Raw genomic sequence first — 13,614 nt, 5'->3', positions numbered from 1 at the left:
GAAATGGATGTTATCGTAGGGGCAATTCATGGATCGCCCGGTTTTATTTTTCACCCCCGCCGCCATCGCCCCGCCAACGCCGCCACCACAAAGAGCAGAAACGAAGCGACGATAATCGTCCCGCCGGTCGGCAGATTGAGGACAAAGGAGGCGAGGATGCCGCTGAGGACCGACAGGATGCCGAAGACAGCGGCCAGCAGGAGGGTCGGCAAAAAACCGCGGCCAAGTTGCAGCGCCGCCACCGGCGGCAGGATGAGGAGGGCGGAGACGAGCATGATTCCGACCAGCTTCATGGCGAGGACGACAGTCAGGGCGGTAAGGAGGACGAGGATGACATTGGCGCGATTGGTATTGATCCCCGAGGTGCGGGCGAGATCTTCATCGAAAGCGACGGCAAAGAAAGCCCGGCCGCGCAGGGCCACAACCGCGATAACGACGACCGCGAGGGCGGCGGTGAGGAGGACGTCATTGCGGGTGATGATGAGGATATTGCCGAAGAGATAGCTGAAGAGATCGACATTATATCCGCCGGAGAGGCTGGCGAGGATAACGCCGAGAGCGATACCGAGGGCGGAGACGATGCCGATGGCGGTGTCGCCGTGAATACGGGCGCTGGAGGTGAGCTTGAGAATGCCGAGGGCGCCGACCAGGACCAGGGGGATCGCCGCATAAGTCACCCAGTGGGCGCTGACGCCGCAGAGGAGGACAAGGGCGACGCTGCCGAAGGTGAAGTGGGCGAGGCCATCACCGATCAGGGAAAAACGGCGCAGCACCAGAAAGAGGCCGAGGAGGGCGCAGAGGAGACCGATCAGCGTCCCGGCGATCAGGGCGCGCTGGATAAAGCCGTAGCCGAGAATCTCGAAGGTTGGCATCAGCAGTGGTCTCCGTGGTGATGGTAGATGGTCTTGTTCGAGTGCTCCCCGAAGAAGCTGGTCATCTCTTCCGACGCGCAGAATTCGGCGAAGGTGCCGTCAAAGATCACCGTTTTGTCGAGGTAGACAAAGCGTTTGGCATACTGGCCGATATTCCAGGTGTCGTGGGTGATGAGGATGATCGCCGTCCCCACCTCGCGGTTGAGCTCCTTGACAATATCGTAGAAATCCTCCCGCGTCTCCGGGTCAAGAGCGGTGGTCGGTTCATCAAGGAGGAGGAGGGCCGGGCGACCCACCAGGGCACGAGCGAGGAGGGCGCGCTGCTGCTGCCCGCCGGAAAGGTGACCGATCAGCTGCTGGCGCAGGTCGATGATCCCCATGCGGGCAAGGATCTCTTCGAGTTGTTTGGCTTCACTGGCATCGATACGGCGCTTCGGGCCCTTCTTGTCAATGAAGCCGAGACGGACAATCTCTTCGACGGTGGCGGGGAAGTGCGGGTTGGCAAAGCTGAGGCGCTGGGGGAGATAGCCGATCTTCTGCCAGTCACTGAAGAGTGATAACGGCTGTCCGAGGAGGCGGACGATGCCGGAGGTGACGGGGACGAGACCGAGCATCGCCCGGATCAGGGTGCTCTTCCCCGAACCATTGGGGCCGACAATGCCGAGATAGTCGCCGGTCTGCACCTGAAAAGAGATGTCGCGGAGAATATCGGTACTGCCGTAGGCAATATGCAGCTGCTCGGCTTGCAGGAGAATCATCGGCATTCGAGTCCGATCTGCAGATTCTTCAGGTTGCGCTCCATGATCTCGATGAAAGTGATGCCCCGCTCAAAGTCGGCCTTGCTGACATTATGGGCGGCACTGAGCAGGAGGACCGATCCTCCCCCTTCCTTGGCAATCGTTTCCGCCAGCTTGGGCGAGACCAACTCTTCGCTGAAGAGGTAACGGAGATCATCGCGGCGCATCTGCTTAACTAGGGCCGCCATCGTCGCCGCCGTCGGTTCGGCTTCGGGATTGACCGCGGCCGCGGCATGATACTTCAGGCCGTAGCGGGCGGTGAGATAGCCGAGGGCAAAATGCCCGCCCTGCAGCAGTGTCCGCTTTTTACAATCAGTGAGGCTGCGGCGGTAAGCGGCGTCGAGGTGATCAAGACGGTCCCGATACGCCGCGGCATTGGCGAGATAAAGGTCGCGATGCGCCGGATCTTTGCTGGCCATCGCCGCGGCGATGTTGTCGACCATGACCTGCGCGTTGGCAAAGTCAAGCCAGAGGTGGGGATCGATTGCCCCGGGGCTATGAGCGTGGTCATCGTGCTCATCCCCATCGCCGCTACTCGGTCGCAATTGCGCCCCGACGCTGGCATCGACGATCGTTACCCGGGCCGGATCGACGCTCTGTGCTATCGTCGCCGCCCAGACTTCCATGGCTTTGTGGGTGTAGATGAAGAGGCCGGCGCGATTAACGCGGAGGATATCGTCCGGTTTCGGGTCGAAACTGTGCGCCTCCACCCCCGGCGGCAGCAATAGAGTGACTTCGACTTGATCACCGCCGATCTGCCGGACAAAATCGTAAAGGGGGAAGAGGGAGGTGACGACCTGCAGCTTGGTGGCGACTGGCGGAGCGCTCTCGGGTTTGCTGCACGCCGGCAGGAAGAGGCCGCCGAAAAGCAGAATGAGGAGGAGAATTCTGGGCATTGTCAATCGTCCCCTTTATGCGTTCTGGTTGCAGCAACGGCGACAGGTGCCGAGGGCCTGCATAATCTGAAGTTCGATCTGACCATCAATCTGGCCGGCCAGTTCGGCACAACCGCAGTCGTGGATGTCCTGCACCGTACGGCAGGCGAGGCAGACAAAGTGATGATGGTGGTCGCGATTGGCGCAGAAGTAGTAATAAAGCTGGCGGTTGGGATGAAGGATCTTACTGACCACCCCCTGGCTGGAGAGTTCTTCGAGGTTGCGGTAGATCGTCGGCAGCCCGACCTTGCTATTCGTGCGCCGCTGTACCTGCCCCTGCACCTCTTCGGGACTGAGGTAGGTACGGACGGCGCTCATGCTCTCCAGAATCGCCAAACGTTGCGGCGTGACTTTGAGTTGCAGGCTTTTAAGGAGTTGCGGAAAATCATGCGACATGGATGACTCGTTTAAATGGAAATGATTTCCATTTAATAGCGGAAGGGTCCTCCTCTTGTCAAGGATGAAGTGGCAGCGCGCAACAGCCGTTGACACTGCCAGATCAAGCCCGTACACTGCGCGATCATGAAACAGAAATCCCTCTACAATTGCCAGCAATGCGGCTTTCAGTCGCCAAAATGGCTGGGGCGCTGCCCCGATTGCGGCGCCTGGAATTCCCTCGCCGAAGAGACGGTCACCATCTCTCCCAAGGGGAGCACGCCGCGCATGACCGCCTCCCTCGGTCGGCCGCAACGCCTCCATGAAGTCGATGCCAGCGAAGAGGACCGCTTGCAGTGCGGCATCGGTGAATTCGACCGCGTCCTCGGCGGCGGCGTCGTCCCCGGCTCCCTCATCCTTATCGGCGGAGATCCCGGCATCGGCAAATCGACCCTGCTGTTGCAGGCGGTCGGCCAGCTTGCCGCTGCCGGCATCGCCCTGTATGTCAGCGCCGAAGAATCGACCAAGCAGATCAAAATGCGCGCCGACCGTCTCGGCGTCGCGGACGGGCAGCTCTACCTCCTTGCCGAGACCGCCCTCGAAGCGATCCTCGACCGGGTGCGCGAGCTCAAACCGGCCTTTTTGGTCATCGACTCGATCCAGACCATCTTCACCGCTGCCCTCGAATCCGCCCCTGGCTCGGTCAGTCAGGTGCGGGAATGTGCGGGCCGGCTGATGCAGACCGCCAAGGTTGACGGTATCCCCACCTTCCTCGTCGGCCACGTCACCAAGGACGGCGCCATCGCCGGGCCGCGTGTCCTTGAGCACCTCGTCGATACCGTCCTTTACTTTGAAGGGAACCCCGGCCACCCCTACCGCATCCTTCGCGCCGTCAAGAACCGCTTCGGCTCGACCAACGAGATCGGCGTCTTCGAGATGAAGGAGTCTGGCCTCAGTGAAGTGGCGAATCCTTCCGAACTCTTCCTCGCCGAACGTGCCGAAGGGGCGACCGGGAGCAGCGTCGTCGCATCTCTGGAGGGGAGCCGGCCGATCCTTGTCGAGGTGCAGGCGCTGGTTTCCGGTTCGTCTCTTGGCACACCGCGGCGCACGACCATGGGGATCGACCACAACCGCGTCTCCCTCCTCGTCGCCGTCCTCGAAAAGAAGGTCGGGCTCTCGCTGCTCGCCCAAGATATCTTTGTCAACGTCGCCGGCGGCGTCAAGCTCGACGAACCCGCCGCTGATCTGGCGGTCATGGCCGCCCTCGCTTCCAGCCACATGAACCGGCCGATCCCGCCACGCGCCATCCTCTTTGGCGAAGTCGGCCTTGCCGGCGAAGTCCGGGCCGTCTCCCGCCCCGAACTGCGCGTCAAGGAAGCAGCCCGCCTCGGTTTTACCCGCTGCCTGCTGCCGCAGGGGAATCTGAAGAATCTCGACGCTCCGCCGGGAATGGAGCTGATTGGCGTGCGCACCGCCGCCGAGGCACTGGAAGGATTGTTTGAATGAGCTCAAAGATGGACGGAAAATTGTCGCATTTCACTCGAGGTGACAAGGCTATGAAGCGCGAAGTTTATAGAAAAGCAGTGATGTCGCAGTTGACCGGCGCCATTCAACTTAAAAACAGAGAAGGTGGAAAAAGTTTTCTCTTCCTCCGCTCAGGAATTTAATCTATGCAGACCTATCGCATCCGTCTTTCCTTTGTCCTCCCCCTCGGCCTCGTCGTCCTCCTTTGTCTGGTCCTCGCGGCGATCGTCATCATCCAGGAGCAACCCTCAGCTAAACTGCTGGTGGTCGGCTGCGCCCTTATACCCCTCGGCTACCTCCTCTTCGAATGCTTGGCGCGACGGATCGAAATCGATGTTGACGGCTTGCGATTGATTCGCCTCGGCCGGGTGCGGGCCTTTCTCTGGAGTGAGATTACCGCGGTAGAGACGGTGCGGGTGAGGCAACGCGCCTTTCTGACAATCAATGCCGGCGAAGACTTTTTGATCATCGCCAATATGTATGACGGCTTTGATCACTTGCTCACCAGCGTGCTGGAGCGGGCGCCGGCTACTGCGATCACCGATGAAACACGGGCCCTTGCCCAAGCACCGCCAATGAAACACTCGGACATTGTCATCCTCTGGGGACTGGCGATCATGATGGCTTATCTGATCTTTGCCCAGTTTCCCTCCTGACGCCCACACACAGTGTAACGCTTTTTATCTGATTGACCGAACATGACTTCTTCTTTATAATATTCAGCTAACCTAAACCGACAGGGGCGAGACATGGACCATACCCAGCTGGAAGAACTCAAAAAAACTCTCCAAGAGCAGCTTGAAACCTTGCAGCGCGATGCCGGAAGAACCGTGACGGAAATGACGGATGAAAAGACTAATTTCCCCGACCCGACTGATCGCGCTTCGCTGGAATCAGACCGCAACTTCGAGCTGAGGATTCGTGACCGCGAGCGTAAACTCATCCTCAAAATTCGCGAAGCTTTAGAGCGCATCGAAGAAGGAGATTTTGGTGTCTGCGAAAGTTGCGGCGAAGATATCAGCGTAGCCCGCCTAAAAGCCCGGCCGGTGACGACCCTTTGCATCGATTGCAAAACCGAACAAGAGCGTCAGGAAAAGATCGGCTAATCCCTTCGGCAATGCCAGCAGCGCCTGAGGAAACTTTACATCCCTCGACCTGCCCCGACCTACCTGGTTGCTCCTCTTGTGGAAGGCCATTGCTGATGTCGACAGAGCACGACAACACTTTTACCGCCTATTCCCTCGGCATCCAGCGTACATTACGCCTCAACGATCTGATTCACTTCTTCCTCTCGGCACTGACCTCCCCGGCAGGCGGGAATTTCACGGCGGCAATCCTCGCCCTTTACAATAAACGTTCACACGTCCTGCAAGGAATGCTCGGCATCACCCGGGAAACCTCCCTTTTTGCCCTCCCCGCTCATACCACCCCGGAAAACTGGTGTCACCCCCGCGTGACGACTGAGATCCAGCGCCGCCAACGCGATACCGATTTTAATCGCGCCGCGATGCGTTTGCGTTTTCAACTGGCAGGTACGCCGGCGATTGCTGCGGTCCGTAAAGAAGGAATCTCGCGGTCGCTGTTGGGAAACGACGTCAAGGATGAGCTTGCCACTCTCTTTCACCATTTCTGTTCCTCTCGAGAGTACGCATGTCTGCCACTGTCCGGTCGCGAAGGCTTAATCGGCGTCGTTATCTTCACTGATAACATTGGCTCACTCTCTGCCCTGCGACTTGCCGAAGCCGAAGCTTATGCACGTCATGCCGAAATCGCTATCGACAATGTGCTGCTGATACGTCGACTCGAGAGTCGCAACGAAGAATTACAAGGATTTGAGGCCCGCGCACAACAGGACGAAAAAATGGCCCTCCTTGGCGAACTGGTGGCGTCGATTGCTCACGACCTCAAGAATCCGATGATCGCCATCGGCGGCTTTGCCCGCAGACTGGAACGCTTGATCGATGAGGACGAAGGCCGCTATTATGTAGACACCATCAAACGGGAGGCCCGCCGCCTCGAAGAGATCGTCGTCGGCATTCTCTCTTTTTCACGTAAGCAGATGATTTGCTACGATTCCTGCCAGCTGCCGGAGTTCATAGGCGCCTTGCTGGTCAAGGAGGAGCAGTCCTTGACTCAAGCCAGCATTCACGTCGAGGTCAAGACCGAAGCCGACCTTCCGGGGATCTTCGGCGATGTCGTGCGCCTCTCGCAACTCTTTACCAACCTCATCCAAAATGCCATACAGGCCATGCCACAGGGGGGAGATTTGACCCTTCGCCTGAAAACCGTACGTCTGCACGGCGACCAGGCCGTACAAATCGAGATCAAAGACAGCGGCGCCGGCATCCCGGAAGAAATTCTCAACAGGATCTTCCAACCATTTTTTACCACCCGCGCCGAGGGAACAGGCTTGGGCCTCTCTATCTGTTCAAGAATTGTTGAACAGCACCAGGGTAAAATCCGGGCATTGAATTCACCGAACGGCGGGGCGGTCTTCCGAGTCACCCTCCCGGTGCAGCGCCGCCGCTAATTTTTGTAAAACCTAAAAACCTCTTGACAGCCGCAGCAGGATCCATTATAAATCACCGCTCAGTGCCCAGATAGCTCAGTCGGTAGAGCAGTGGACTGAAAATCCACGTGTCGCTGGTTCGATTCCGGCTCTGGGCACCATTTTTATCAATAAATTAAGGGAATCAGCTTGTTAGCTGATTCCCTGATTTATTTTCTACTGTAAATGTTGCTGTAATTCTGAGTCGTCTTGTAATACATTTATGCACTACCCGCCCTGCCTGGCGCACAAAAATCCTCGAACTTTGCATCGAGGCGAATTGATCACCGGCACGGACCTGTTTACACTCCGGAATTCAGCTATAATCTTCCTTTTTCAACCCGTACTTTTTAATCTTGCGGTAGATGGTTGCCATATTCATTCCGGCTTCACGGGCGGCCTCGTCAATATTCCCCCCCTTTTTTCGCAGCAGCATCTTGAGGTAATCGGTTTCAAAGGCGGTCATGGCGGCAGTATAGTCGCTATCTAGCATAGCGGTGAGTTGCGACGCCCCGCCGGTAAAAGAGGGGGGCATCTCGATAAACTGTTCGAGTATCGCCAGGTCGATGACAGCGTCTTCGCTGCCGATCGCCATACAAGCCTCGACGACATTACGCAACTGGCGAATATTCCCCGGCCAGGGAAAGCTCTTGAGGGCTTCGCTCGCTCCAGCACTGAAGCCCTTGACGCTGGTGCCGAACTTTTTATTCTGTTCCTGGATAAAGTGCGCGGCGAGCAAGGGGATATCTTCAACCCGCTCCCGCAGTGGCGGCAGGCGCAGATTGAGGACATTCAGGCGATAATAAAGGTCTTCGCGAAAAGTACCGCTCCGTACATCCGCGCTCAAATCGGCGTTGGTGGCGGAGATGATGCGCACGTCGACCTTGATCGGCTGCGTATCGCCAATGCGGAGAAACTCCTGCTCCTGCAGAAAGCGGAGCAAGGTCTTTTGAACGCTTATCGGCAGGTTACCAACTTCATCCAGGAAGAGGGTGCCGCCGTTTGCCGCTTCAAGGAGCCCTTTGCGATTTTCCGCGGCGCCGGTAAAGGCGCCCTTTTTATAACCGAAGAGCTCACTCTCCAACAGGGATTCGGAGAGGGCGCCGCAGTTGATGGCGACAAAGCGCTTGTCACGGCGGGGAGAATTATAATGCAGGGCCTGGGCGACGAGTTCCTTGCCGGTTCCGGATTCGCCGGTAATCAGGACCGAGGTGTCGCGTATTGCCACCTTCTCCATGCGCTCGATCAAAGCCTTCAACGCTGGCGCGCTGCCGATCATCTTGTCAAAACGGAATTTTCCGACCAACTCTTCCCGCAGTTGGCGGTTCTCCTCCAAAAGCTTGGTCTGCTGCAGGGCATTGCGCACCCGATAGATCAGTTCTTCCGGCTCAAAGGGCTTGGTGAGCATGTCATAAGCACCGCGGCGCAACGCCTGGATCGCCGTTTCAACGGTGGCGTAGGCGGTAATCATAATCACCGGAATCGCCGGCGCCTTGGCCTTGATCCGCTCCAGAACTTCAATCCCGTCCATCCCCGGCATCTTGATGTCGGAGATAACCAGGTCCCAATCTTCCGCCTTGAAACTTTCGACCGCTTCAAAGGAACGGGTAAAGGCCCCGACATTGAAACCGTTATCCTTGAGGACCGCCTCCATCATCCGGCAGAGGCCCTCTTCATTATCGATAAGCAAAATTCTCTTCTTCACGATGGGTCGTCCTCGGGGTCGAGCGGCAGCGTCACAACAAAGGTCGTCCCCTGGTCAGGGAGGCTATGGACTTTGATCCGACCGTGATGAAAATCGATGATCTGCCGGGTAATGGCAAGGCCGAGTCCGGTCCCCCGCGCCTTGGTCGTGTAAAACGGCTCAAAAATCTGTTCAAGCTGCTCCGGCGCCATACCGACCCCGGAATCGCTGAATTCAACCTCGACACATTTATCGTCGAGCACACGGGTGCTGACTGTCAGTACTCCCCCCTGCGGCATCGCTGCTCCGGCGTTAAGAATGAGATTGATTGCCACCTGCCGGAGTTGGTCACCATCAGCGCGTATCAGCGGTAACTCGGCGGCAAAGTTCCTCTGAATCTGGACCTGATGCATGTCGGTGTGATTAGCGGCAAAGCTGAGAATCTCTGCGAGCAGGCTGGTCAAATCGATGGTTTCCAGAGCCGGTTGCGGTGTCCGGGCGTAACTGAGGAGGTTCTGGACGATCTTTTTGCAGCGCTTGCTTTCACGTTTGATCTCATGAATGTAGTTATAGTTCGGATCATCTTCGGGAATCTTCCCTTCCAGATAACTGGCATAACCGAGGATGACGCCGAGGGGATTGTTGATTTCGTGCGCGACACCGGAAGAAAGGACCCCGAGGGAGGCCATCTTCCCCTGTTGCGCCAGCGCCGTCTCCATCTCGCGATGACTCTTGATCATTTCGGTCATACGATTGAAGGTGGCCGCGAGTTCTCCCATTTCATCGGTACTCTTGACCCGGACCGGTTGATCGAAACGACCCCGTTTCACTTGACGAATCCCTTCGAGCATACGCTGAATCGGCCGGGTGACGACCTTGGAGACAAAGATCACCAGCAGGATTGAAACCAGACAGGTGGCTGTGGTCAGGAGCAACATACTGACAAAGGTGCGAACCCGCAGGGCATTGGCAGCTTCGTAAAATTCGTCTTCATACGAACCGACAGCGACAACCCAGTCCCACGGGGCAAAGTAGACATAGCGGGCTATCTTCTGGCGCGGCGCCCGCTCCCCTTCATTTTGCCAGGGGTAACGGATCCACCCTTCTTTTTTCTCACGCATCTCCCGCAAGAATGCTTTCCCTTCGGCATCGCGGGCATCAAGATGATTCTCCCCTTCACTCAAGGGATGAATAGTAAAGATCCCGGCACCGTCGATGGCGTAGATATAACCAGTGCGGCCGACCTTCTTCTCTTTGAGTCGAGACTTGAGATCCTCGAAGGATTTTCGTTCAAAGACGACATCTTCGGCAGTTTCATCGAGATAGCCGCTGGCAGCGATAATCCAGTCCCACTGCGGAAAGTAACGGTAGGCGGCAATCTTCATCCGTGGTTGCTGGTCACCGAGTTGCGCATTGCGCCACGGGTAGGTGATAAAGAGCACTTCTCCCGGCTGCGCCTGCTGCGCCTTCTCGATCATCTCCCGGATAAAAAACCGCCCGTCTTCATCCTGAGCCGCGAAGATATTTTCTCCCTGCTGCGCCACATGCGCCTGCAGAACGCCCTTGCTGTTGACGGCATAAAGGTAGCCGCTCGGACCGACACTGACCTTGAGCAGTGCCTTGCGCGCCTCTTCCTGGGCTGCCGCCAGCGGGACCCCGGAGCGGCGATGTTGATCGTTCTGACTCTCGGCAATCCCCCAGGCAATACTGGCAAGGGCCTTGAGGTCACGGTTAAAACTCTCGCGCTTATCCTGACGATAGACCTGAAATTGCTGGTAATGGGCGCTGAGCAGATCGACAGTAAAGGCCGCCATGTGGTCGAGATCGGCTTCACTGCTGCGCGTAATTCCCAGAGTCGCCTGACTGGCGCCGATATAACCGACAACACTGCCGACGATGATGACCGGCAGCACCACTAACGGCAGGACGACGACGAGGAGTTTGCCGCGCAGCTTGAGATTACGAAACCAGTTCACCAGGAAGGATGTTTTCATCTTGACCGTTAACGCCTGTCATCGCCGGCCGCGCGACGTTTTACCGCCAACTCCTGCTGCAACCAGTCGTACCAGCAAGGGAGACCGGCGCCGCTTTGGCAGGAGAGCTCAAAGATCCGGACGTTCGGGTTCACCTGCCGGGCAAAAGCTTTACACTGCTCGATATCGAAGCGCAGGTAGGGGAGGAGATCGATCTTGGTGAGGAGGAGAATGTCGGCGGCCTTGAACATATCCGGGTACTTGAGGGGTTTATCCTCTCCTTCCGTCACCGAGAGGAGGGCAATCTTCGCATCCTCGCCGAGGTCGAAAGCGGCCGGACAGACGAGGTTACCGACATTTTCAATCATGAGAATATCAAGGGGAAGTCCCGCGAAGTTTTCCATGCCGTGCCCGACCATGTGCGCATCAAGATGGCAGCCGCTGCCGGTATTGATCTGCACTGCCGGCACCCCGGTGGCGGCGATCCGCTCGGCATCATTGCTCGTCTGCTGATCCCCTTCGAGGACGGCAAAATGCAATTCGTGCTGCAAATCGCTGAGGGTCCGTTCGAGCAGGGTTGTCTTTCCGGAACCGGGGGAGCTGACCAGATTATAGACCAGCAGGCCTTTTTCCTGAAAGAGGCGCCGGTTTCCGGCGGCGAGGCGGTTATTCTTGGCGAGGAGATCCTCTTCGATCCGGACGACCCGTCCCGAACTCAGTTCAGCAGGGGGATGGTGATGGTGATGGCCGCTCGGGCCGCAACCGCAATCTGTACACATGCTCAGTCAACCTCCACTTCGACGACGCGCAACTCCTCCCCCTGCAACCGTTCCAGAGAAAACCCGCCGCAGGCGGGACAGGCAACGGTGTAGGTGTCAAGGGAGCACTCGGCGTGACAGTCATAACACTGCCCACGGCCGGGGATAAAGATGATCTCGAGGCGACTCCCTTCAAGGAGGGTGCCGCGGCTGCAGGCTTCAAAACAGAACTCGACCGATTCCGGGACGACGCCGGCAAGAGCGCCGATCTCGACTTTAACGGAGCGCACCTTTGTGGCGCCATTTTGCCGCGCGGCGCCTTCGGCAATCTCCACCAGATGCTGGGTCAAACCGAGTTCATGCATGTCAAACAGGTCCAATCTGTGAGATAATAAATTCTTATAACATGCCTTTTACAACAACGTAAAGGATTGGTCCGGGACCATGCTCGAACTCTTTGATACGCATATTCACCTCGATCGCCTGCCGACCGACGATCTGGCGAGCGAAATCGAGCAGGCGCGGCAACAGGGAATCAGCTCTTTCCTGATTCCGGGGATTGCCCCATCGAACTGGGATCGCTTGACCGCCTTGGCCGGGCAGCATTCCCGGCTCTTTCTCGCCCCCGGCGTCCACCCTTTAGCAGCAGAATCCTGGTCGCCGCAGGTGGAACAGCGACTCCTCCAGCTTCTTGCGCACCCGGCGGTGGTTGCTATCGGTGAGATTGGTCTTGACAGCAAGCTGCCCGTTCCGACGGGGCTACAGGAACAGGTCTTTCGCGCCCAACTGCGTGTCGCTGTCGCCGCCGGACGGCCGCTCCTTTTGCATTGTCGCGGGCCGCTGGCGCGCTGTTTAGAGATTTTTCAGGATGAGGATGGGCCGCGCGTCGGCGGCATCCTCCATGCTTTTTCCGGCAGCGTCGAGATGGCGAAAGTGGCGCTACGCCTGAATCTTTTTCTCGGTTTCGGCGGCGGTATTACCTGGCCCGAGGCACGGCGCGCCCCGGAGGTCCTGCAGGCCTTGCCGCCAACTGCCTTTGTCCTCGAAAGTGATGCGCCGGATCAGAGTCCGGAACCGTACCGCCACGAGCGCAACCGTCCGCAGTGGCTCTCCTTCATCGCCCGGCGCTGTGCCGAACTGCGCCATTGCTCGCTGGAAGAAGTTGCCGCACAAACGACAACGAATGCCCGGCGGATTCTGAACCTGCCATCCCCGTTAACTTGCCCGGTTAAGGATTGAACGAATGGACCCGAACGAAGATTACGCCAGCCGTACCCGCCTCCTCCTCGGCAGCACCGCCCTGGAGCATTTGGCAACGACCTCGATCGCCGTCTTTGGCATCGGCGGCGTCGGCAGTTATGCGGTCGAAGCCCTCGCCCGCGCCGGGGTCGGGTACTTGACCCTCGTCGATTTTGATGTTGTCGGCATCAGCAATCTCAATCGCCAGGTACATGCCCTGACCACAACAATCGGTCGTCCCAAGACCGAAGCCATGGCCGAACGCTGCCGTCTGATTAATCCTGCCGTCGAAGTGACGGTTTTGTCGGAAGCATATGATGCCGGCAATGCCGAGCGACTCTTAGCGCCGCGCTTCGATTACGTCCTCGATTGTATCGATCTCATCACCGCCAAACTCCACCTCATCGCTGCCTGCAAAAAAGAACAACTGCCACTCCTTTCGTCGATGGGGGCCGCCAATAAATGTGACCCGACAGCAATTCGCGTTGGCGATCTCTTTGCTACCCAAAATTGTCGCTTGGCCAGAATCATGCGGAAAGAATTACGCCAGCGGGGGGTCACGACGGATGTAGAGGTGGTCTATTCGACCGAAGGATTTCGCCCCTTAGAGGCAGGGAGAAGACTGGTGGTTGACGCCACCGGCGGATACCAGCAGCGGCGCGCCCCCCTGGGGAGCGTGCCGTGGATTCCATCCATCTTCGGCTTGACCATGGCGGGCACGGTCATTCCCAGGATTCTTGCCGGCAGAGGCGTTATTTTACCGGCAGACGATTGCAGCTAATGGGCATCAAGAGGACGCCAAAGATGCTACGGTTCAGCCGGTAAAGAGGTGAACATAGCCGCAGCCATAGCACTTCCCCTTCCGGCATCACACACGCTTCTTTGGTATCGTTTTATTCTTGCAGACAA

The 13,614-nt window shown here is 57.8% G+C and carries 14 protein-coding genes and 1 tRNA gene; 7 read left to right on the top strand and 8 right to left on the bottom strand.

Going from position 1 to position 13,614, the window contains the following annotated elements; genetic code table 11:
* Positions 1-50 precede the first annotated feature (50 nt).
* The 4 genes from CVU69_04345 to CVU69_04330 are packed head-to-tail and all read right to left on the bottom strand — an operon-like array spanning position 51 to position 3,000.
* Positions 51-872, bottom strand: coding sequence for an ABC transporter (locus CVU69_04345; protein ID PKN12935.1), 822 nt, complete (start codon positions 870-872; stop codon positions 51-53).
* Complete coding sequence (locus CVU69_04340; GenBank protein ID PKN12934.1) at positions 872-1,636, bottom strand: ABC transporter ATP-binding protein; 765 nt, start codon at positions 1,634-1,636, stop codon at positions 872-874. The genes CVU69_04345 and CVU69_04340 overlap by 1 nt, the downstream gene beginning before the upstream one ends.
* On the bottom strand, positions 1,627-2,565 hold the full coding sequence (locus CVU69_04335; GenBank protein ID PKN12933.1) for a zinc-binding protein: 939 nt from the start codon (positions 2,563-2,565) through the stop codon (positions 1,627-1,629). Before CVU69_04335 ends, CVU69_04340 begins: the two co-directional genes overlap by 10 nt.
* A gap of 15 nt (positions 2,566-2,580) precedes the next feature.
* Complete coding sequence (locus CVU69_04330) at positions 2,581-3,000, bottom strand: transcriptional repressor (protein PKN12932.1); 420 nt, start codon at positions 2,998-3,000, stop codon at positions 2,581-2,583.
* Positions 3,001-3,126: 126 nt separating this feature from the next.
* Between CVU69_04330 and CVU69_04325 the strand changes: the two genes are divergently transcribed.
* The 5 genes from CVU69_04325 (at position 3,127) to CVU69_04305 (ending at position 7,173) form a co-directional block, all read left to right on the top strand.
* Positions 3,127-4,485 carry a DNA repair protein RadA gene (locus tag CVU69_04325; GenBank protein ID PKN12931.1) on the top strand — a complete coding sequence of 453 codons (1,359 nt, stop codon included), beginning with the start codon at positions 3,127-3,129 and terminating at the stop codon, positions 4,483-4,485.
* A 164-nt stretch (positions 4,486-4,649) separates the two neighbouring features.
* Positions 4,650-5,159: a hypothetical protein gene (locus CVU69_04320; protein PKN12930.1), complete on the top strand. Its 510-nt coding sequence runs from the start codon at positions 4,650-4,652 to the stop codon at positions 5,157-5,159.
* Positions 5,160-5,252: 93 nt separating this feature from the next.
* A complete protein-coding gene (dksA, locus tag CVU69_04315; protein ID PKN12929.1) occupies positions 5,253-5,609 on the top strand; it encodes an RNA polymerase-binding protein DksA in 357 nt (118 codons plus the stop codon).
* Between the two features lie 11 nt (positions 5,610-5,620).
* Positions 5,621-7,033: a hypothetical protein gene (locus CVU69_04310; protein ID PKN12928.1), complete on the top strand. Its 1,413-nt coding sequence runs from the start codon at positions 5,621-5,623 to the stop codon at positions 7,031-7,033.
* 64 nt (positions 7,034-7,097) lie between these two features.
* Positions 7,098-7,173: transfer RNA gene (locus tag CVU69_04305), tRNA-Phe, on the top strand.
* 194 nt (positions 7,174-7,367) lie between these two features.
* On the opposite strand, the gene CVU69_04300 is transcribed toward CVU69_04305, so the two are convergent.
* Genes CVU69_04300 through hypA form a run of 4 tightly spaced genes read right to left on the bottom strand, consistent with a single transcriptional unit; the run spans position 7,368 to position 11,831 of the window.
* Positions 7,368-8,759 carry a sigma-54-dependent Fis family transcriptional regulator gene (locus CVU69_04300; GenBank protein PKN12927.1) on the bottom strand — a complete coding sequence of 464 codons (1,392 nt, stop codon included), beginning with the start codon at positions 8,757-8,759 and terminating at the stop codon, positions 7,368-7,370.
* Positions 8,753-10,729 (bottom strand): histidine kinase, encoded by a 1,977-nt coding sequence (locus CVU69_04295; protein ID PKN12926.1) that lies wholly within the window; start codon positions 10,727-10,729, stop codon positions 8,753-8,755. Before CVU69_04295 ends, CVU69_04300 begins: the two co-directional genes overlap by 7 nt.
* Before the next feature lie 8 nt (positions 10,730-10,737).
* Positions 10,738-11,487, bottom strand: coding sequence for a hydrogenase accessory protein HypB (hypB, locus tag CVU69_04290; protein ID PKN12925.1), 750 nt, complete (start codon positions 11,485-11,487; stop codon positions 10,738-10,740).
* 2 nt (positions 11,488-11,489) lie between these two features.
* Positions 11,490-11,831, bottom strand: a complete 342-nt coding sequence (hypA, locus tag CVU69_04285; GenBank protein ID PKN13044.1) for a hydrogenase maturation nickel metallochaperone HypA — start codon at positions 11,829-11,831, stop codon at positions 11,490-11,492.
* Positions 11,832-11,910: 79 nt separating this feature from the next.
* On the opposite strand from hypA, the gene CVU69_04280 reads away from it, so the two are divergent.
* Both CVU69_04280 and CVU69_04275 read left to right on the top strand, forming a co-directional pair.
* Positions 11,911-12,705 carry a TatD family deoxyribonuclease gene (locus CVU69_04280; GenBank protein ID PKN12924.1) on the top strand — a complete coding sequence of 265 codons (795 nt, stop codon included), beginning with the start codon at positions 11,911-11,913 and terminating at the stop codon, positions 12,703-12,705.
* 4 nt (positions 12,706-12,709) lie between these two features.
* Entirely contained in the window at positions 12,710-13,486 is a 777-nt protein-coding gene (locus tag CVU69_04275; GenBank protein ID PKN12923.1) for a tRNA cyclic N6-threonylcarbamoyladenosine(37) synthase TcdA, read from the top strand.
* Positions 13,487-13,614 lie beyond the last annotated feature (128 nt).

This window comes from Deltaproteobacteria bacterium HGW-Deltaproteobacteria-4 (assembly GCA_002841765.1).
Classification (GTDB): domain Bacteria; phylum Desulfobacterota; class Desulfuromonadia; order Desulfuromonadales; family UBA2197; genus UBA2197.
This window is presented reverse-complemented; position numbering and strand designations above follow the sequence as displayed.

Coding starts and splice junctions, on each gene's coding strand:
- CVU69_04295 (PKN12926.1), bottom strand. CDS start 10,729: ATGAAAACATCCTTCCTGGTGAACTGGTTTCGTAATCTCAAGCTGCGC.
- CVU69_04275 (PKN12923.1), top strand. CDS start 12,710: ATGGACCCGAACGAAGATTACGCCAGCCGTACCCGCCTCCTCCTCGGC.
- hypA (PKN13044.1), bottom strand. CDS start 11,831: ATGCATGAACTCGGTTTGACCCAGCATCTGGTGGAGATTGCCGAAGGC.
- hypB (PKN12925.1), bottom strand. CDS start 11,487: ATGTGTACAGATTGCGGTTGCGGCCCGAGCGGCCATCACCATCACCAT.
- CVU69_04320 (PKN12930.1), top strand. CDS start 4,650: ATGCAGACCTATCGCATCCGTCTTTCCTTTGTCCTCCCCCTCGGCCTC.
- CVU69_04335 (PKN12933.1), bottom strand. CDS start 2,565: ATGCCCAGAATTCTCCTCCTCATTCTGCTTTTCGGCGGCCTCTTCCTG.
- CVU69_04330 (PKN12932.1), bottom strand. CDS start 3,000: ATGTCGCATGATTTTCCGCAACTCCTTAAAAGCCTGCAACTCAAAGTC.
- CVU69_04345 (PKN12935.1), bottom strand. CDS start 872: ATGCCAACCTTCGAGATTCTCGGCTACGGCTTTATCCAGCGCGCCCTG.
- CVU69_04280 (PKN12924.1), top strand. CDS start 11,911: ATGCTCGAACTCTTTGATACGCATATTCACCTCGATCGCCTGCCGACC.
- dksA (PKN12929.1), top strand. CDS start 5,253: ATGGACCATACCCAGCTGGAAGAACTCAAAAAAACTCTCCAAGAGCAG.
- CVU69_04310 (PKN12928.1), top strand. CDS start 5,621: ATGCCAGCAGCGCCTGAGGAAACTTTACATCCCTCGACCTGCCCCGAC.
- CVU69_04340 (PKN12934.1), bottom strand. CDS start 1,636: ATGCCGATGATTCTCCTGCAAGCCGAGCAGCTGCATATTGCCTACGGC.
- CVU69_04325 (PKN12931.1), top strand. CDS start 3,127: ATGAAACAGAAATCCCTCTACAATTGCCAGCAATGCGGCTTTCAGTCG.